Here is a 19,939-nt window from a genome sequence, read left to right as displayed (position 1 = left end):
GATTTTCCATCGCCGCTGGAAAAGGTGTGACACTGTACATATCAACAGTGTCTAACCGCCTTTGCCATGTCTGATCTTTCACCTGCCACCACCAGCTTACCCTGCTTCCTGGGCGGCGGACCGCGCGCCATGCCTGCGGGGGCTTTCATGGGGTCCCGGTGTCTGGCGCGCTGGCGAGTTGGGCGGCAGCAGCCTGCAGGCGCTGGACACGGGTTACGCCGCGCTCAATGCGGTGCTGCCGGGTGACGGCTGGCCGCAGGGCGCGTTGGTCGAAGTGCTGCAAGCGCAGGCCGGCCAGCACGAGTGGGGTCTGGTGGCGCCGGCGCTGGCCGGCCTGCAGGCAGCGGCACCGGGCCAGTTGCTGGTGCTGACGGGCGCGCCGGGGCAGCCCTTTGGCCCGGCGCTGGGCGCGCGCCAGATCGACATGTTTCGCCTGCTGTGTGTGCAGTCCACCCGTGGCGACGCCCCGGCGCTGCTTTGGGCCACGCGCGAGGCGCTGCAATGCGCCGACGTGGTGGCCGTGCTGGCCTGGCTGCCCGATGTACGCAGCGCGCATTTGCGCCGACTGCAGATTGCCGCGCATGCGCACAACAAGCTGTTGTTTGTGTTTCGCACCCCGCGCGCCCAATTGGAATCATCACCCGCGTCGCTGCGCCTGCTGCTTGAAGGCGTGAACCAGGAGGGTGGCAACCTGCGGGTGCATGTGTTCAAGCGGCACGGCCCGCCACTGAGCGCGCCGCTGTTGCTGGATACACGCCCGGCCCGGCTCACGGCGCTGCTGACCGCCAGCCGCGAGCGCGCCCGCCTCAAGCGGGAAGAAGCCGTGCCACTTTTTTACCGGCAAATGTCCATGCGCTGCTGGACCGCATTGCACACCTCGATCACCACTGAGCCCGGTGCAGGGCTGCTGGACGAGGCAGACGCGCAGCGCGCGGTGGCCAGCATGGCGCTGGGCTTCACGCCGCGCGTGGCGCTGCTCGACGAAGCCGTGTTGATGGACGTGACCGGCAGCCTGCGCCTGTTTGGCGGCCTGGCGCGGTTGATGCAGCAGCTGGAATGCCGTTTGCTTGATTTTTTTTCAGTCAAATCAGCCCGGTAGGCTCTCTGCCCATATCCAGCGGGCGTAAGGCGCTACTTATTTGATAGCAATGGCACGCTTGCGCATGAAGGCCGGGCAGGACGCCGGGCAGCGCCAACGCGTCGCCGAGATGCCCATGCACAGTCTCAGCGCGGCGCGCCCGCACCTGGGCGTGCTCGAACGCATCGGCTGCCGCACCTGGGACGACCTGCTGCGCCTGCCGCGCGACGGTGTGGCCCGGCGCTTTGGCGCGGAACTGCTGCAAGCGCTGGACCGCGCGTGTGGCACGGTGGCCGATGAGTACGAATGGCAGGTGCTGCCCGAACACCTTGAAGAAAAAATCGAGCTCGACGCGCTGGTCACCCACGCCCCCGCGCTGATGGCCGGCGCCCTGCGCCTGCTGGCCCGGCTGCAGGCCTGGCTGCTGGGTCGCCAGAGCGGCTTGAACGCGCTCCGGCTGACCTGGCACCTCGACAAACGCCGGGATGTGCCACCTACCGGCGAGCTGGAAGTGCGCACGGCCCAACCCGCGCAGGACCTGCGCCATGTGGCGCGGCTGCTGGCCGAATAGCTGGTGCAGCACAAGCTGCCGGCGCCGGTGCACGCCTTAAGCCTGCAGTCGCTGGTGACCGAGCCGCTGACCGATGCGGCTGCCGCCACCGCCAGCCTCTTGATGACGGAGCGCAAGCAGGGCGACAGTGCGCTTGAGCTGATCGAACGCCTGAGCGCGCGCCTGGGCGAAGCGCAGGTGCAGGCCTGGCAGCCCGCAGCCGACCACCGGCCCGAACACATGCAGCGCTGGGTGCCGGCCCAGGGTGCTCTCAAATCGATAGCTGCCAGCGCCCGTCCGGAAAGGGCCAGAGGCCAAAAAAGCTTAAAAAATTGGGCATCTCCCGCCTTCAGGACTGAAGCCCTGTACCCAAGCTGGCTCCTGCCCGAAGCTGTGAAATTGGCTGTCGCGGGCAACAGCCCGCTGTACCAGGGCAAGCTGGTGCGGCTGGCCGGCCCGCAGCGGCTGGTTGATGCTAGGTTTGCCTTGCAAGCCGCCCGCCATCCGCGACTATTTCATCTACCGCAGCCAGCAGGCCGGCTTGCTGTGGATTTACAGCGAACGCCTGGCGCTGAACGGGTCCGAGGCCGGGCCGCGGCGGGTCTGGTTTCTTCACGGTTTTTTTGCCTGACGCGATGCTGCGCACTCTACCTTCCGAGCTTCCCGATTACGCGGAGTTACACGCCCTGAGCAACTTCAGTTTCCAGCGTGGTGCCTCCCATGCAGGAGCTGGTCGAGCGCGCCGCCGAGCTGGGTTACCGGGCGCTGGCCATCACCGACGAATGTTCGGTCGCCGGCGTGGTGCGTGCGCATGAAGCAGCCAGAACATGCGGGCTGAAGCTGCTGCCGGGTGCTGAATTCCTGGTGCAGGCGCCGCAGCCTTTTCGGCTGGTGGTGTTGCCGCACAACGCCGCCGGCTGGGGCAACCTGTGTGAGTTCATCACCGCAGCCAGGCAGGCCGGTGATGTGATCGACAAGGGCAGCTACCGCCTTGCTCTGGGCGAGAGCGATTTTGCGCTGCTGGCCGATTGTGAGGTGCTGCTGTGCCCTTTGCCAGGCGCTATCCATACAGAAGCACTCCACGCCCACGCCGTATGGGCTACCGGCCTGTTTGGTACCCATGTTTGGCTGGCTGTGGAGCTGCTGCAGGGCCTGGACGATGCGCTGCGGCTGCAGCAACTGCAGCAGGTGGCGCAGCGCACCGGCATCGGCCTGGTGGCCGCCGGCAACGTGCTGATGCATGTGCGCTCACGCAAATCGCTGCACGACGTGATGACCGCCATCAAGCTGGGCCGGACCGTGCATAAATGCGGGTTTGAACTGCAAGCCAACGCCGAGGCGCATTTGCGCCCGCGCATGCGTCTGAGCGACATCTACCCGGCCGAGCTGCTGCGCGCCACGCTGGTGGTGGCGGCACGCTGCAGCTTCAGTCTGGACGAGATCCGCCATCTGTATCGCTACCCGGTGGACGACATGCTTGCCCCTGAGGAAAAGCCTTCGGTTTGCCTGCGCCGGCTGACCGCCGAAGGTGCCGAGGGCCGGTTTCCGGCTGGCGTGCCGCCGGAGATTCAGACCCAGCTCAATTACGAGCTGGCCCTGATTGAAGAGCTGCAGTACGAGATGTTTTTCATCACCGTGCATGACATCGTGCGGTTTGCCAATGCGCAAAAAATCCTGTGCCAGGGGCGTGGCTCGGCGGCCAATTCGATGGTCTGTTATTGCCTGGGCGTGACGGCCGTCAACCCGGCGGAAAGCAAGCTGCTGTTTGAGCGCTTTATCAGCCGCGAGCGGCGCGAACCGCCCGACATTGACGTCGACTTCGAGCACCAGCGGCGCGAGGAAGTCATCCAGTACATCTACGGCAAATACGGCCATGACCGCGCCGCCCTTGCCGCCACCGTCATCAGCTACCGGCCGCGCAGCGCGCTGCGCGACGTGGGCAAGGCGCTGGGTATGACGCCCGAAATCATCGAGCAGTTTGCCAAAGAGCATTTCTGGTTTGACGGCAGCGCGGCATTGACGCAAAAACTGGAAGAGGCTGGTCTTCAGGCGCAGTCCGGCCCAGTTTTGCAGTGGCTGGCGCTGGCCTTGCAACTGATCGGTTTTCCGCGCCACCTGAGCCAGCATGTCGGTGGTTTTGTGCTGACCCAGGGCAAGCTGAGCCGGCTGGTGCCGATTCAGCCGGCTGCCATGCAAGAGCGCCGCATCATCCAGTGGGACAAGGACGACCTCGACGCGATGGGCCTGCTCAAGGTTGATGTGCTGGCGCTCGGCATGCTCTCGGCCATCAAACGCTGCCTGCACCTGGTGGACCAGACCTGCGGCGGGCAGTTGCAGATGCACCAGATCGCGTCGGACGACCGGCCGACCTACGAGATGATTTCCGAGGCCGACACCGTGGGCGTGTTCCAGATCGAGAGCCGTGCGCAGATGTCGATGCTGCCGCGTTTGCAGCCGCGCAACTATTACGACCTGGTGGTGCAGGTCGCCATCGTGCGGCCGGGGCCGATCCAGGGCGGCATGGTGCACCCGTATCTGAAAAACCGCGAGATGGTGCGCGGCGGCGGCGAGATCGCCTTCCGCTACCCCGAGCTCAAAGAAGCGCTGGGCCGCACCCTGGGCGTGCCGATTTTCCAGGAGCAGGTCATGCAGATCGCCATGATTGCCGCCGACTTCACGGCTGATGAGGCCGACCAGTTGCGCCGCGCCATGGCGGCCTGGAAACGCAAGGACGGGGTCGAACATTTCCATGGCCGTCTGGTGGGCCACATGATCGACAAAGGTTACGACCCGGCGTTTTCAGAACGTATTTTCAGCCAGATCCGGGGCTTCGGCGCTTACGGTTTTCCCGAAAGCCATGCCGCCAGTTTTGCCAAGCTGGTGTATGTGAGCTGCTGGCTCAAGTGCCACGAACCGGCGTGTTTTCTCGCCGCCATGCTCAACGCACAACCGATGGGTTTTTATTCGCCCTCGCAACTGGTGCAGGACGCGCGCCGGCATGGCGTGGAGGTGAGGGCGGTGGACGTGATGCACAGCCACTGGGACTGCACGCTGGAGCCTGTTTACCCCGTTCGGGCTGAGCTTGTCGAAGCCATTGAACCCTTCGACAAGCTCAGGGCGAACGGGAAGGTGGATCTTAAAAGTAATGCATTATCAGGGCTGTGATTGCCAGGGCAGAGAAAACAAGTTGAAGGAGAGCATGCAACAAGCGCAGAGATGGATCGAAGGTTAAACCGAGTCGGGGCAATCCGATGAATCGCCAGCACCTTGAGTGCATCCCGGAGATAGGAACCCCGACCACGAATAGCCATCATGGGCAGCAGCACCAACTGCACAAACAGCCCGGATGTAAGGCCGCAAACCTTTCAAACCGTCACAACGTCAAAACTTGCTCTCCTAGGGAAGGTCTGCATAACCCCCGCCGCAGCGACAGTTGAGCGTTGAGAATTCACAGGATGAAAGCTGAAGTGCGTTCGCACCGATTTCTTGGGCATATGAGCGCCAATTTGCGGCCCTTTCAAGCTGCTGGCGGGCACTTGCCCGCATTACAGGCGGACTGATCCCCGCACTCCTATGAGTTGTCGGCGTGCCATCCACAGATTGCTCAAGGCAAACAGCGCGATCAACTGCGCCGTGTTCTTGATCAATCCTTTGTAGCGAACCTTGGTGAAGCCGAACTGACATTTGATGACTCGGAAGGGGTGCTCCACCTTGGCCCGCACACTGGCCTTGAGCTTTTTAGCCTCGTCCAGCAAGGCTCCCAGCGCCGTTTGCTTATCCAATGCCCGTCGTTTGCCTGGGCGCATCGCCACATGCCAGTCCACGCCCGTCGCCTCTGGCCTCTTCGTCGCACCCTGGTAGCCCGCATCGGCAAACACCACAGCCTCCTCGCCGTGCAGCAAGCCGTGCCCTTGGGTCACATCGTTGACGTTGGCCGCTGTGCCGATGACGGTGTGCATCAAGCCCGAATCCGCATCAACCCCAATATGCGCCTTCATCCCAAAGTGCCACTGGTTGCCTTTCTTGGTCTGGTGCATCTCGGGGTCGCGCTCACCACGGCTGTTCTTGGTCGAGCTCGGCGCAGCAACCAAGGTGGCATCGACCACCGTGCCTGTCTTGAGCATCAGGCCCTTGGTGGCCAAAGTGGCATTGATGGTAGCCATCAACTGGATGCTGAGGTTGTGCTCCTCCAGCAAATGCCGGAATCGCAAGATGGTGCTCTCATCTGGCAGGCGCATGCTGCCGGGGTCAAGGCGGGCAAACTCGCAGTACAGCGAGATATCGTGCAGGGCCTCCTCCATGGCCGGGTCGGACAGTCCAAACCATTGCTGCAGGAAGTGAATACGCAGCATGGTCTCCACAGGAAACGAGGGGCGGCCACCTTTGGCGCCTGTGCTGCCTGGCGCAAACGGCTCAATCAAGCCCACCAACTCCGTCCACGGCACCACAAGGTTCATCTCATCAAGAAACACGCGTTTGCGCGTGCGCTTGGTGACCAGTTCAAATCCGGTAGTGGCAAGGCTGATTTGTTTCATCGAGATTCAACGCTTCTCATGGCTCAGCTATTGGCTGGGTTTTGCAGAGTTTCCCTAGGGCGGACCATGTAGGCGATTCAATTTTTTCCCGTAAGTCCGTCTTTTCCGACCGGCAGTCAGTTTGTCAGTTATCGGCCTATATAACGATACTACGATACAAGCTCTTTATTGAGGACCCGACATGAGACCTACCGTCATCGCCATCGCAATATTGAGCTGCTTTGTGGTTTACTCCAATGCACAGCAGCGTTCGCCCGACGCTACTGCGGCCGAGCGCGGAGCTGAGGCTGCACCTGTCGCTGCGCCAGAGCTGCTGGCGGGTCAGCATTGGACTTACCGCCGCATGGACCTCTGGCGAAATGAAGAAACCGAAAGCTTCAACCAGTACCTGATTGCAGAAGTCCCCGGCTACTGGGCAGTAGCCTGGACCATTCTCACATCCAAAGATGCGCAGCGCCTTGGCAGCGTCACACCCGAGAGGCTGTTTACGGCGGGCCACGGCTTTAATGACATTCGTATGACCGGCCTTCATGAGCCCTTGCGCTTTCCCCTTGTAGCGGGCAAGTCATGGGAATTTCGCTACACATTTAGCCCTAAGTCGGGCAGCACCACCAATGTCACACAGACAGCAACGGTGCGGGGCTGGGAAACCGTCAAAGTTCCCGCTGGCAGCTTCCGTGCCTTGCGTGTCGACCATGTGGGCAACTACGCCACCGTCGAAAACAGTAACCAATGGTCTGGCCGAATTCGTGAGACTTTCTGGTACGCGCCGTCTGCGCGAAGGGTGATCATGCACGAGTACCAGGACACGGGGGGCGATGGCGCGACCTTTAACAAGCGACGGGACGAGCTCACGAATGTTCTATTGTAGGCGCCAGCCATGTCCTGAAATCTGAAGTAGCTCCATCGATATAACCTCATCCATCTGAAAGAAATTAATGAAACTATATTCCCTGCTGGCGGCCCTTTCGGCAGCGCTGACCTTGTCTGCAACGCCCGTGCGGGCCCAGGAAGCTGCATGGCAAACGTCATACCAGCTCGAAGCTGCTGGCAAGTACACCGAGGCCATCGCCGCCATTGACAGCGTGCCGGCAAACGGCCCCGATGCCGAGCTGAAACTTTTACGCCGAGGCTGGTTGTATTACCTGCCTGGCAAGTTCGATGATTCGATCCGCGAGTACCGTCTGGCCATTGATCGCAACGGCAAATCGCTGGACGCGCGACTGGGTATCACGCTGCCATTGCTGGCGGCAAAGCGATGGCGCGAAGCAGAGCAAAGTGCCCGCTTTGCGCTGGAAATGGCACCAAATAACTACTTTGCCTTGGTCAGACTGGCCGTTGCCCAGGAAGCTCAGCGCGACTGGGTGGGCATGGAAAAAACTGCTGCAACCTTGGTCACCAGTTACACCACAGATGCAAGCGCCTATGTCTATCTTGCGCGAGCCAGTGCATGGCTTGACAAGAAGGATGAATCCGTGGCCGCCTACACCGCCGTGTTGTCGCGCTTTCCCGGGCACCTGGAGGCAAAAGCCTATCTCGTGAAGAAATAAATAGGCAGGCGCGTGGACGGCTTTGATTTAAAGCACAAGCGCGATGCGCTATGGCTGGATTTGGCTGCAGCGGCCAGCCACACGCCGTTTGTCGTGCAGCCGTTCACCGACGGGTTGCAGCAGATGTTGCAGCTTGACCGGTTTTGGACCTATCCGGGGCGAGGCGTTTTGCTGCGACTGGCGCACTACCTCGAACAGGGGCAACACAGCCTGATCACCCAACTGGTCAACAACTGTTGTCACAGCTTGCAGGGCGACCGCTACCGCCAGCAGGTCTTCAGCCCGTTTCAAACCAACCTGGAACGACTCGATCGCCCGGCGCTGCACGAAGACAGGCCGCTGGAGGCTCCGCACATCAGCCCGCCCAAGCCGTATTTCGAGGTGCTGATTGTTCACCCCTTTCCTGACGACTATGAAATGCTGTACCGCCAGCAACTGGCCAACTTCAAGTCAGTCCATGACGAGTTTTTGTACGACATCGTGCTGGTGGACTGCGCCGAAGACGCCTTGACTGCCGTGCTGGCCAACACCGACATCCATGCCTGTATTTACGTCAACCATATTGCGCCAGCTACTGCCGCGTCCCATGCGCTGTTTGCCGCTTACAGCCAGCCCCTGCTGGCCAGCACACCACCGGTGCAACCCCTTGAGAGTGTGGAGCTCAACCTGTGCCGGAGCATTCGTTGCTTGCGCCCCGAAATTGACCATTACCTGATCAGCGAGCAGTCACCCACTGACCTGCCCATCCACGTTCGTACCCACTTTGACCGGGTGCTGTTTCACGTCAACCCGTTTCATGACCTGCATGCCGCCATTTTGAATGGCGTTCGCAACCGATTTTCGACACCGTTTTTTGACGCGCTGCAGGCCTACAGCCGTCAGCCCAAAGGCGTGTTTCACGCCTTGCCCCTGTCGCGCGGCGCGTCGGTCAAGGGCTCGCCATGGATTCACGACATGCTCGACTTCTATGGTGACAATATTTTTCTCGCGGAAACGTCGTCAACACAAGGCGGCCTGGACTCACTGCTCGACCCCACGGGCGCCATTAAGCAGGCCCACATCAAGGCAGCCGAAACCTTTGGCGCAGACGCCAGCTACTTTGTCACCAACGGCACCTCCACGTCCAACAAGATCGTGATGCAGGCCAATTTGAAACCGGGCAACATTGTCCTGATTTCTGCCGATTGCCATAAGTCCATTCCGTATGCAGTCATGCTGACCGGGGCTTACCCGATCTTTCTGGAAACCTATCCTCTGGTTGACCATGACCTGTACGGCGGCATTGACCTGTCGCAGATCAAGGCCGTCATGCTGGACTTGAAAAAGCACCATCGGCTGCACCTCCTGAAACAAATCACACTTACCAACTCGACGTTTGACGGCCTGATCTACCACTGTGAAAACTTCATGATGGAAATCTTGGCCATCAAGCCGGATGTGATTTTTCATTGGGACGAAGCCTGGTTTGCATTCGCCCACTTTCACCCTCTTTACCACAGCCGCACGGCCATGACGGCGGTGCACAAAATTCGCCAGCGCATGCTGAGCCCCGACTACCACATGTTTTATGCCCAATGGGCGGCCGAGTTTGAAGCCAGTGACGATGAGGCCAAGTGGCAACAAACCCTGTATCCGGACCCCAAGCTCATACAGCTGCGCGTGTATGCCACGCAATCAACGCACAAGACACTGACCTCGTTTCGCCAGGGTTCCATGATTCATGTGGCTGATGCGCTGTTCAACCAAGCCAGCTTTCTGGAGGCGTTTCGCATTCACACCTCGACTTCACCCAACTACCAGATCATTGCCTCGCTCGACATCGGACGCAGGCAGGCGGCCCTGGAAGGGTTTCACATGGTACGTGAATCGATTTTGCTGTCGCTTCAACTGCGCCAGCGCATCCGTGAGTCCGGGCTGCTCAAGCCGTATTTTGAAGTACTGGGGGACGACGAGCTGATACCGCCGTGCTATCGGTCGGCACAGCCTGCAGACACCCCTTCGGGGCTTCCTGCGCTTAGCGCAAGCTGGGGGCAGTCCGACTTTGTGATTGACCCCACGCGCATCACGCTCAATGTCAGCAAGGCCGGTATTGACGGCAGCAGCTTCAGGCAACTGCTCATGACCCGTTACGACATCCAGGTCAACAAAACGTCACGGCATACCGTTTTGTTCCTCATCAATATCGGTGCCACGCAGGCGACCATCGACTACCTGGTGCAGGTGCTGCATGACATGGCGGCAAGGTTTGGGCGTGAAAGGCGGCAGCTACCCACGCGAAAAGCGGCTGACGCCTCCATAGCGCTGCCTGAAAAGCGTTTATTCCACCCGGCATTCATGCCGTTTGAAGATGGCCACTACCACGCCAGTGACATTCGCCGATCCTACTTTGAGGGCAGTGACGAAGCCCATGTCGACTATGTGCCGCTGTCGCTTGACACCGTACAAGCCGTTGAGGCAGGAAAGACCTGGGTGTCGGCCGCCTTTGTGACCCCCTATCCACCCGGCTTTCCGGTAATGGTGCCGGGTCAGATCATCACCATCGAAATACTGAGATTTTTTCAGCACATCAAGGTCAAGGAGATTCATGGCTTCAGCTTTGAACGCGGCTTCAAGGTGTTTCGTGATGAACATTTGGCAACCCTGTTCCCTGAACCCCATCGAACACTCTGAATCAGGAACCTGACATGAGCCCAACACCTCAAAAAACCCTCCGTTCAATGGCCGACATCAAGCGACATTTTGCAGACAACGACGCACCGTATTTCTTTATTAGCACCAGCAACTTCAACCTCATGGGCATGCACGACTGGGTGCGGAGTTGGCACAATATCAACCTGCTGGATTGTTTTGACGGCACGCACCCGCAAGTGTTGGTGGTCGAAGACGACCATTCGCAAATTTTTGAAAGCATTGAAGACATTAATGCCTACCTGCTCAACAGCAGTCCCGCGCGCGCGCTATTTAGAGTCCTGCAGGGCCGGGGTGACAAAAGAAATCGGGTGATTTTTTTGTTCTTCGACGCCCAGTTGGAGGCGATCTGCCAAGCATTGAATCTTGACATTGTGTTGCCCGAAAACGCCTTGGTGCGGCAAATTGACAGCAAGATAGTTACCACGGAAATCGGCAACCTGGCAGGCGTGCGCAGCGTGCCGAATGTACTGGCCCGAGTCACCTCGTATGCCGACTTGCAGCAACTGGCCAGCCAGGCCGGCTTGGGTCAGCGCTGGGTGGTGCAGACCGCTTACGGTGAATCCGGGAAAACCACGTTTTTCATTGCCAGCGAGGCTGACTACCAAAAAGTCGCCCGCCAGATTCAGGCCGAGGACCAGGTCAAGGTCATGCGCTGGGTCAATTGCACCTGCACAGCCATTGAAGCCTGCGCCACGCGCTGGGGAACCTTCGTAGGCCCGCTTCTGTCCGAGTTGATTGGCATCGACGCCCTAACCCCCTACTCCGGCGGCTGGTGCGGCAATGAGCTTTATAGCACGGCGTTTTCAGAGGATGTTCGCCAGCAGGTGCAGCGCAAAACCCAAGCCATGGGCGAGGCCCTGTACCAGCGCGGCTATCGTGGCTACTTTGAACTTGACTATCTGATTGACCGGGACACGGGTGAGGTGTATCTGGGTGAGCTCAATGCACGCATCACCGGCATCAGCGCCATGACCAACCTGTCAGATTTCAGTGCCAGCACCGTGCCGCTTTTTTTGTTTCATTTGCTTGAATACGACCGCAACGTTGCGCTTGAGATAGATGTGGATGCCTTCAACCAGGCCATGCTGGCCAACGGCGCACAAGGCACCGCCGCGCAGGTTGTGCTCAAGCAGACCGATGAGATGCTCAAAATAATTACGCGGGCACCTGTGTCTGGCGTTTACGAGATCAGCAGCACGGGCAGCCTGAGCCTCAAGCGCGCCGGGTACAACCGCCGCGATGCGCTGGCAGACAACGAAGCCTATATTTTGCGCATCATGCCCGAAGGCGCTTACGCCTACAAAGGCGGAGACTTGGCAATCATGTTTGTTAACTGCGTCATTCGCGAGCCAGCCGGTCAGCTGAACCCCGAGGGTGAGCGCTGGGTCAAGGTACTGAAAAACTGCTTCGCGTTTCGCCACCTCACGCAGGAGGAGCGCTCTGCAGTAGAGCGCACCTACAACCCGGCCCATGCCAAGAACGAGCGCGCAGCATGACATGCTATTCCCAAAAACGCTTTCAGGCCATTGAAGAAAACACACCCGGCGACAAGTGGCTGACGCACTACCATGCCGCCCTGCCTGGGTACCGGCGCTGGTTCGCCAGCGAGGGTGAGCTCAAACGACCCAGCCTGCTGGAGTGCCGCGAAGCTCTGCAAACCTACTTGCCCGAGTTTGTGCCCGTGTGGGAGCGCCTGATAGCCCTTGCCCAGGCGGATGACCAAGACGCGCGGTTATTAAGCTTTTACTGCCCTGCCCCCTATCTGTCGGGTTGCTCACAAGCAGTGTGGACGCGCTACACGCCCACGCTGGTACGCAACTACGACTATTCACCCGAATTCTGTGAGGGGCGCATCATGAAAACCCGCTGGCACGACACCGCAGTCATCGCCTCAACCGACTGCCTATGGGGTGTGCTTGACGGCATGAATGAGCACGGGTTGTCGGTGTCACTGTCGTTTGGCGGCAAAGAAACCGTCGCTCAGGGTTTTGGCCTTCCCATCATCTTACGCTACGTGCTGGAGTTTTGCACCACGGTAGACGAAGCCGTCAAGGTGCTGTGCCGCGTGCCCGCGCACATGGCCTACAACGTCACGTTGCTGGACGCTTATGGCCAGGTACGCACGGTAGAATTAACGCCTTTTTTCAGCCCCAACGTTACCTACAGGCCGCTGGCCGTCAACCACCAGGGCGATCTCGAGCTGACCAACTACGCGATGTTTTCGAATTCTTACGAACGTCAGCAATTCATTCTCGAAAAACTCTATGACCCACTGAGCAGCGTCGAGTCCTTCGTCAGCGCCTTTCAATACAGCCCCCTGTTTACAACCAACTACGCCCAGGGTTTCGGCACCTTGTACACCGCCATTTACAACCCTCAGTTGCGCGCCATGGAATACCGTTGGACAAACCACATGCGCATGTACCAGTCGTTTGCTTTTTTTGAGCCTTGCGACATCCTGGTGGAGCTGTCATGAGCCGGGCCCAATACGATGATCTTGAAGGGCCGCCAACATGCTGATTTTGCGCCGTCATGTATTGCAAATGCTCGAAGAAGTCGCCCGAGGCTATGCATGGGTTTCCATGCTGCCGTCCTGGAAAGCCGGCGTTTTACTGGCCCTGCTGACCTTTATCGAGCCCGGCATAGGCGCTGTCGGTCTGCTGGGCGCGATGTGCGCCTGGTATGCGGCACACATCGCTGGTGCTGACGCTGGCGAGCGCCCGGTGTGCGTGTTCAATGGCATGCTGAGCGGGCTTTTTGTGGCGCATGTCTGGGCTGCAGGGTCCAGCGTGGTGGCACTGACGGTGCTGGGGGGCGTATTCTCGGGCTGGTTGACGGTGGCGCTCGGACGCTTCGCCTGGTCGGTGATACGGCTGCCAATTCTCAGCCTGCCCTTTGCCGTGGTGGCCATGCTCACCATGGGGGTCGGCGGTAGTTTGTCCGGCCTGCGCATTAACCCATACACCGCCCCTTTCGATCTTTTTGGCACCCAGGTTGACAAATTTCTGGCGGCTCTTGGCAACCTTTATTTCATGCCCAGCCCGCTGGTGGGGCTGCTGGTGCTGGCCGTGCTGCTGGCTTTTTCGCGCTATTACTTGGTTCTGGCGCTGGTCGGCTACAGTGCGGCCCTGCTCTTGTTCAATCTGCTGGGCGCGGCACCCGAGCACCTGGCCCGCACCGCGTGGGACAGTAACGCGATTTTGGCGGCGATTTTGGTGGGCGGCCTATTTGCCACTCCGTCCTGGGCCACACTGGCCCTTGCAACGCTGGCAGCGGTGATGGCCGCATGGCTGGCGCTGGCGCTGGGCCGCATTCTGGATGTCGTCCATCTGGTCGCGTTTCCGGTTCCGTTTATCCTGTCGTCATGGCTGGTGCTGTATGCAGCGGCACACAACATCCGCATGGCCAGCCGCTTCAACCTGCTGTGGCCTGACTTACCTGAGCGCTCGTTTGAACGTTCGCAGGTTAGCCGGGCCAGAGTCGGTAACCCCGGCAGTGTGCCACTGGCCCTGCCTTTCATGGGCCTGTGGACGGTGTCACAGGGGTTCTCAGGCCCCTACACCCATCGCGGGCTGTGGAGCCACGCGCTTGACTTTGTTGTGATGAAAAACGGCAAAAGCTTCACCGGGCAGGGCCAGCGCCTTGAGGACTTTTATGCCTACAACCTGCCCGTGGTGTCGCCAGCCTACGGACAGGTTTGGCAAATTGTCAACGACGTTGCCGACAACACCCCGGGCAGCATCAACGTGGTTGCCAACTGGGGCAATTTCGTGACGATTCGACTGAGTGATGGTAAGTTTGTGCTGGTGGCGCACCTCAAACCCGGCTCGGTTGCGGTGCTGCCGGGCGCATGGGTCAAGCCCGGCGACCCGCTGGGACACTGCGGCAACTCCGGTCGCTCGCCACAGCCGCATATCCACCTGCATGTACAAACCAGCGTAGCGCCGGGCGCACCCACTACTCCGTTTCACCTGGCCAGCGTCATGCTGGCTGAAAACGGTGAGGCACCACGTTACGAACTGGCTGTGGTGCCTAAAGAGTCAGCCACCCTGGTCGGTGCCACAGAGGGCGATGTCCGCCCCTTTTACCTGCTGGCCGGGCGCGGCCTGCGCTACACCGTTGCCCGCAACAAAGATGTCAATGCTGACTGGACGCTGCGTTGCGAGGTAGACGAGCTCGGGCGACTGGTGCTGATATCGAGCGCAGGCGGGCGGTGTTTTGCAGAGGCCACCTGGGCAGTGTTTTCTTGCTACGAGCGCCACGGCGCTGCTGACCCCTACCTCGACATTTGGCTGCTGGCTTGCGGCTATACCCCGGCATCGTTCCAGGTCGAGCGCTGGAGAGACCACTGCATACCGGCCAGGCTGATACCCGGTAGTGCCGCCAGCTGGCTTGGCGTAGTGGCGTGGCCGTGGGCCGCATTTGCGCGCAGCCACTGCCAGCGCCACTGGGACGAAAAAGCCCAGGCGTGGCGGCAGCAAGCGCAGCATCAGCAAAGGTTATCGGGCATTGCGGTTCACACGGAAGCGCTGATTGCGCCGCAACTGGGTTGCACTAGCATCACCGCAGCGGTGGGCGGATCGCGTTACACGATGCAGGCCACCAGCTTATTTCAACGGGCCGATATTGGCGTGCCAGCGTGGGAAGCACCGCTAAGCCCGACGACTTCAATCATCAAAGTCGCTTGAGATCTGCGTCAGCCCAACTTGACAAGACACTTACGCCATGTGAAGCATCGAATGCGTAGACCATGCATTGCCTGTTGCAGCAGCGAGGAGCGTCCGCTGCCGACATCCCCCAGAACGAACAGGTTGTAGTTGCTCCATGCCAAGACCAAAGCGGGCGGCCATTTCTGCGCGCTCCTGCCCGATCCAGGGCAGAGGCTGCTGCAGCAGCTCGGACGTCTCCACAAACCCGAGTGAATCGGGCACGATGGTGAGGCGAAGATCCTCGGGGTTCAGGGTTTCAATCGGCATGGGGATTGGTGTCACTCAGCTGCGCTGCTCGAACTCCCGGTCCCTGGCCCCCAGAACCGCCGAAATCAGTTGGGCCGCAACCAACGCGGTGGTTTCGGGCTCGACCGTGGCCACCACCGAGGTGGCGAAGTCTTTCAGGCGGGTGGGCATCAGAGTCTCCTTGGTGCTGACAGCATGGCACAGCATAGGCATGCGTTGAACCCGCCCTTCTTGATCCAGCGCAAACCAGCTACTTTCTTTCACTGTGCGGCTAGCCCGATGGCCTTGAGCTTTGCCGGCCCGCTCAGACGCCGCAAAGTTGAAGAGAAAGACGTCGTACCGCAGGAAATGAAGGCGTCACCCGGCCAACGCGCCTGTCCCTACGCTGCTGGCAGCCGGACGGCGACCTTAAAGATAAGGCTTAATCGGGATAAAACCTCTTTTAGTAATTATCCCGGCATCCATCCCGGCCAGCCCGCAGTCCGCCTGGGTCTGCGCCTGGTCGCTGGCCTGCCGGAAGCGGCTGCGCTACGCATTGAAAAAGTCCGCACTGAAGCGCCTTTCATATCGACCGAAGACCTGGTCTCGCGCGCCCGGTTTGGCACGCTGGAGATCAACGCCCTGGCTGCCGCCGACGCCTTGCTGCCGTTGGCCGGCCATCGGCGCCAGCAGGTCTGGGAGGCCGCCGCCATCAAGCCCGCGCCAGAACTGCTCAAGGCCGTGCCCACGCACGAGACCGCGCTGCAATTGCCCGACACCCCCGAAGGCGAAAACATTCTGTTTGATTACCAGTCCACCGGCCTGACCTTGCGGCGGCATCCGCTGGCCTTGCTGCGCCCGCGTCTGGCCAGGCGCGGGTTGCTGAGCGCCGGGCAATTGAACGCGCTGCCCGATGGGCTGGAGGTGGCGGCCTGCGGCATCGTCACCGTGCGCCAGCAGCCGCAAACCGCCAAGGGCACAATTTTTGTGACACTCGAAGACGAAACCGGCCCGGTCAATGTGATCGTCTGGAAGTCCCTGCGCGAAACCCAGCGCGCCGAAGTGCTGCATGCGCGGCTGCTGGCGGTGTACGGCGTCTGGCAGCGCAGCGAGGAAAGCGGCACCGCGCCGGGTTACGGTGCGGTGCGCAACCTGGTGGCGCAGCGGCTCGAAGATCTGACGCCGCTGCTGGGGCGACTGGGCACCACGAGCCGGGACTTTCGTTGACCCATGCTTGTCTTCAATTTACCTCCAGTTTGAGCATCAAATCGGCCTCCAGCCCATGTCTGACGGGCGTGGATAGCTATTAAAACAGTAGCGTTACGGCAGCTTCTGGGTGGCGGTCAAGAATTTGGCGCGGTTGGTGGCATGGTCGATCTCATTGGCCAGCGCCTCGCGCAGTGCCGCCAGCGAGGTATGCCGGGCCACCTGCTTTTTGACGAGCATCTTCGCGAGCGGGCCGATGACCTGGCTCAGCGCGCGCTCCAGGTGCGTGAGTTGCGCCTCGGTGAACCACGGCGAGGACACCGGGATCGAACGCCCACTGTTGCCACCGCTGGTGCTACCGCTGTGGGTTCGGCTGACCGGCTGGCTGACGTCCGCGCGCGGCGGGTTGGTCGCGTCTTGCCAGCTACTGGGAAAAAAAGAGGGCTGGGTTTTGTGGCTTGGCGGATGGATAAACAACGCGCGCGCTTTCGGGTCGGGAATCGAGACCGCCAGCAGTTCGCGCAAGCTCTGGGCACCGACGACGCGTGGCAGCGCCTTTTTAAGCAACACCTTGGCCAGTGGGCCGATGCTGCGGGCCAGTTCAGACTCGATCTCAACCAGCACTTCCGGCGTCAGCGAAGACAACGCGGCAAAAGACGCGGTGTTTTCAAACGCGCTGCTGCGCAGCGGGGCAGGCGCCGGCCGCGATTGCGGGTCGAGCACCGCATAGATGTCGTGCGAGCGCAGGTGCTTGTCCAGGTGCGGGCCCAGCGGGCTGAAGATGCCGGCAGCGTTGTCGGTGATGCGCGAGATCACCTCGTAATAGGCGCGCGACACCACGATCTCGTTGGGCTGGGCAAAGTCCACGATGCGCTGAGCCACGTTGATGCCGTCGCCCACCACATTGGCGCGCTGGTTGACATCGAACACGATGCGGATCGGCCCCAGGTGCATGCCGATGCGCACCGAAAGCATTTTCCCGTACTTCTGCAGCAGCAAGCCACGCAGCAGCAGCGCCGACTGCAGTGCTTCTTCGGGGTCGCCGAGAAAACAGGTGGCCACTCCCTCGCCAGTGTCGATCAGGATGCGGGACGCCTGCGGCACGCCCTTGAGGGCCTTGGTGAGGAGGTCGTTGACACGCTCTTTCAGTGCCACCTGCTGCTCAACCGAGTGCCGCGAATAAGCCACCAGGTCCAGGAACATCACGGTGCCGAGCACGTTTTTGCGCAGTTTGTCGGCGTTGTTGCCGGGAGCCGACTGCGCGTTGGCGGCAAAGGCCGGCACGTCGCTGTCAGGGCCGGGCTGGCTGTCAGCCGGCGCGCGGCTGGCCGGCGCCAGCAAGCCGGTGGACGCGTGTTCAGCCGCCACCAGTGCGACGCGCAGATCGGCCACGTTTTGGGGCCGGTGTTTTTCGTCGGGACGCAAAGCCCAGTCGACGGCGCGCAGCACGCCGGCACTGAAAACCGCAGCGTCCCCGATGGCCAGCGCGGCCGGCAGGCTGTCGTCTTTCGCGCGGGCGGCGGAATCCAGCGGTTTTTGTCCGGTGGTCATCCAGTACATCACCGCGCCCAGCGAATAGATGTCGCTCCACGGCCCCTGCTTGCCCCTGCTGTGGTACTGCTCGAAGGGTGCAAAACCGGGGCTCACGATGTTGGTGAGGTCGCGACCGCCAACGGTGCGGCGGGCCGCGCCGAAGTCGAGCAGCACCGGCGTGCCGTCGCTGCGGATGTAGATGTTGTCGGGCTTGATGTCGCGGTGCAGAAAATTCAGTTTGTGCACGGCTTCCAGGCCATCGAGCAGCGGGTAAATCACCTTGAGCAGCGTGGCCAGGTTCAGCGCCGGCTGGCGCGCCAGCCAGCGTTTGAGCGGGTCGCCCGATTCGTATTCCATGACGATGTAGGCGCTGCCGTTTTCCCGGAAGTAACGCAGCACGCGCGCGATGTTGGGATGGCGAAACGCCGCCAGTGCCCGTGCTTCGTCAAGAAAACGCGCCAGCCCCCGCTGAAACGGCTGCTCGCCCTCGGGCGCGCGCACGCGTACCGTCTGATCGGCCCCACGCACTGTCAGGTCGCTCGGAAAATATTCCTTGATCGCGACCTGAAGTTCAAGGTGGATGTCGCGCGCCAGGTAAGTGATGCCGAAGCCACCACCGCCCAGCGTTTTTTCGATGCGGTATTCGTTGACCTGGTGACCGGCAGGCAGGGCGGCCTGGTCCACGCCTGCGACGGGAGATGGGGCGCCGGCGACGGGGCCAAGGGTCATGCAGCCCCCATCTTCAGTTTCCGTCCCGCTCAATCATCTGCATGGCTTTTTCGAGGCTTCGGCGCATGCGGTTGAAGGAGTTGCCGAGCACCGACACCTCGTCGCGGCCGGCATCGGAAAATTCCGGCACATCGAAGTCGCCCGTGCTGACCTTGTCGGCCGCCTGCGACATGCGCCGGATCGGCCGCACGATCAGCCAGCTCAGCATCAGGTTGAGCGCAATGAAGACCGCACCGAACACGCCGGCCAGCGAGGCCATGAAGGTCTTGAAGGCGCGGTCGGCGTTCCTGATGGGGATCTCCATCGGCACGGTTACCACCTGCGCGCCGACGATTTCATTGTGTTTCCAGCCGAAGCCGTTGGCGTCGCCGTAAATCTTGATCATGCTGGCCGGTGCGGCGGCCGGCACGCTGTGGCACTGCAGGCAGGCGGCATTGGTGATCTGGATCGGTTTGGCGATGTAGAGGATGCGGCCCGTGCCGCCGCTTCGCTCGGACACGAGTTCAGTGGATTCGGTGTTGTGCCGGAACTGCTGCACGATGTCGGCTTCCCAGTCGGTGGCGCGGTCGCGCGGGTTGGTGGGGTTGAGCGTGGCTTCCTTGTAGCCGTAGTCGGGGTATTTTTTCTGGATGTGGTTCAGCGTCTCGGTGGCGGCGTAGGCCGGCACGGTTTGCGGCAAAAACACTTCTCCGAGCTGCTTGTCAAGGTGCGGCTTGACCTGGTCCACGGTGTAACTGCGTACCGCCAGCGCGGTGTCCATCATCAGGCGGGCATTGCGCAAGACTTCTTCACGGGCATTGTCCTGGAGCAATTGCCGCGAAACAAGGCCTATCGCTGCAAAGCCGACCAGGAAGACGACGATCAGCACCAGATTGAATTTAAGCCGCAGTCCCATGGTGTTCCAAGTAAAACGTCTTGTTACTATTTTAGTCTTACACCCTGCGCCGTTTGTCATGTGGGTGCCTCCTGCTGTCAGGTCAAAAGGCCGTTGCGGCTAGGAGTCTGGGCGGCAGAAGGCGTCGAAGCGAAAAGTGGCCCCGGCGAGGACAGTTTTTGCCGGGTTTGCAGCCTCATAGCCGTAGCTATGGGGCAAAAAGCCGGTGAAAAATGGACCGTCGCGGCCGCTTTGCAGC

14 protein-coding genes and 2 pseudogenes are annotated in these 19,939 nt (G+C 60.9%); 11 read left to right on the top strand and 5 right to left on the bottom strand.

All coding sequences use genetic code 11. From position 1 onward, the window contains the following. Window positions 1-178: 178 nt before the first annotated feature. The 4 genes and pseudogenes from imuA to Q8O29_RS16805 form a co-directional block, all read left to right on the top strand. Window positions 179-1,099: a translesion DNA synthesis-associated protein ImuA gene (gene imuA, locus Q8O29_RS16820; RefSeq protein WP_305564855.1), complete on the top strand. Its 921-nt coding sequence runs from the start codon at window positions 179-181 to the stop codon at window positions 1,097-1,099. A gap of 49 nt (window positions 1,100-1,148) precedes the next feature. Next, window positions 1,149-1,649, top strand: coding sequence for a hypothetical protein (locus tag Q8O29_RS16815; RefSeq protein WP_305564853.1), 501 nt, complete (start codon window positions 1,149-1,151; stop codon window positions 1,647-1,649). 3 nt (window positions 1,650-1,652) lie between these two features. Then, the gene (locus tag Q8O29_RS16810; protein WP_305564852.1) at window positions 1,653-2,318 is read left to right on the top strand and encodes a hypothetical protein; all 666 of its coding nucleotides are present in this window, start codon (window positions 1,653-1,655) and stop codon (window positions 2,316-2,318) included. Beyond that, window positions 2,264-4,688 (top strand): annotated as a pseudogene (locus Q8O29_RS16805) (error-prone DNA polymerase); the annotation flags it as partial. The gene Q8O29_RS16810 and the pseudogene Q8O29_RS16805, both read left to right, overlap by 55 nt. 485 nt (window positions 4,689-5,173) lie before the next feature. Here the strand turns inward: Q8O29_RS16805 and Q8O29_RS16800 are convergent. Next, complete coding sequence (locus Q8O29_RS16800; protein WP_305564850.1) at window positions 5,174-6,163, bottom strand: IS5 family transposase; 990 nt, start codon at window positions 6,161-6,163, stop codon at window positions 5,174-5,176. 181 nt (window positions 6,164-6,344) lie between these two features. On the opposite strand from Q8O29_RS16800, the gene Q8O29_RS16795 reads away from it, so the two are divergent. From Q8O29_RS16795 to Q8O29_RS16770, 6 genes are all read left to right on the top strand, one after another. Further along, on the top strand, window positions 6,345-7,034 hold the full coding sequence (locus Q8O29_RS16795) for a hypothetical protein (protein ID WP_305564848.1): 690 nt from the start codon (window positions 6,345-6,347) through the stop codon (window positions 7,032-7,034). Between the two features lie 67 nt (window positions 7,035-7,101). Continuing rightward, on the top strand, window positions 7,102-7,713 hold the full coding sequence (locus Q8O29_RS16790) for a lipopolysaccharide assembly protein LapB (protein ID WP_305564846.1): 612 nt from the start codon (window positions 7,102-7,104) through the stop codon (window positions 7,711-7,713). Between the two features lie 12 nt (window positions 7,714-7,725). Further along, window positions 7,726-10,383: an aminotransferase class I/II-fold pyridoxal phosphate-dependent enzyme gene (locus Q8O29_RS16785; protein ID WP_305564845.1), complete on the top strand. Its 2,658-nt coding sequence runs from the start codon at window positions 7,726-7,728 to the stop codon at window positions 10,381-10,383. Window positions 10,384-10,397: 14 nt separating this feature from the next. Beyond that, a complete protein-coding gene (locus Q8O29_RS16780) occupies window positions 10,398-11,900 on the top strand; it encodes a biotin carboxylase (protein WP_305564843.1) in 1,503 nt (500 codons plus the stop codon). Next, window positions 11,897-12,880, top strand: coding sequence for a C45 family peptidase (locus tag Q8O29_RS16775; protein WP_305564841.1), 984 nt, complete (start codon window positions 11,897-11,899; stop codon window positions 12,878-12,880). Before Q8O29_RS16780 ends, Q8O29_RS16775 begins: the two co-directional genes overlap by 4 nt. Window positions 12,881-12,917: 37 nt before the next feature. After that, the gene (locus tag Q8O29_RS16770; RefSeq protein WP_305564839.1) at window positions 12,918-15,092 is read left to right on the top strand and encodes an urea transporter; all 2,175 of its coding nucleotides are present in this window, start codon (window positions 12,918-12,920) and stop codon (window positions 15,090-15,092) included. A gap of 30 nt (window positions 15,093-15,122) precedes the next feature. Here Q8O29_RS16770 and Q8O29_RS16765 read toward each other — a convergent pair whose 3' ends face one another. Then, the gene (locus tag Q8O29_RS16765; protein WP_371134263.1) at window positions 15,123-15,380 is read right to left on the bottom strand and encodes a hypothetical protein; all 258 of its coding nucleotides are present in this window, start codon (window positions 15,378-15,380) and stop codon (window positions 15,123-15,125) included. A 15-nt stretch (window positions 15,381-15,395) separates the two neighbouring features. Further along, a complete protein-coding gene (locus Q8O29_RS16760) occupies window positions 15,396-15,530 on the bottom strand; it encodes a hypothetical protein (RefSeq protein WP_305564837.1) in 135 nt (44 codons plus the stop codon). Between the two features lie 300 nt (window positions 15,531-15,830). Here Q8O29_RS16760 and Q8O29_RS16755 point away from each other — a divergent pair. After that, a pseudogene (locus Q8O29_RS16755) lies at window positions 15,831-16,565 on the top strand (OB-fold nucleic acid binding domain-containing protein); the annotation flags it as partial. A gap of 93 nt (window positions 16,566-16,658) precedes the next feature. Here Q8O29_RS16755 and Q8O29_RS16750 read toward each other — a convergent pair. Beyond that, a complete protein-coding gene (locus tag Q8O29_RS16750; RefSeq protein WP_305564835.1) occupies window positions 16,659-18,806 on the bottom strand; it encodes a protein kinase in 2,148 nt (715 codons plus the stop codon). Window positions 18,807-18,819: 13 nt separating this feature from the next. Further along, window positions 18,820-19,701: a DUF3365 domain-containing protein gene (locus Q8O29_RS16745; RefSeq protein WP_305564833.1), complete on the bottom strand. Its 882-nt coding sequence runs from the start codon at window positions 19,699-19,701 to the stop codon at window positions 18,820-18,822. Window positions 19,702-19,939 lie beyond the last annotated feature (238 nt).

The organism is Polaromonas sp. (genome assembly GCF_030689685.1).
In the GTDB taxonomy this organism is placed as follows: domain Bacteria; phylum Pseudomonadota; class Gammaproteobacteria; order Burkholderiales; family Burkholderiaceae_C; genus Polaromonas.
Note: the sequence above shows the minus strand (reverse complement) of the source record. Positions and strands in the feature narration are given on the sequence as shown.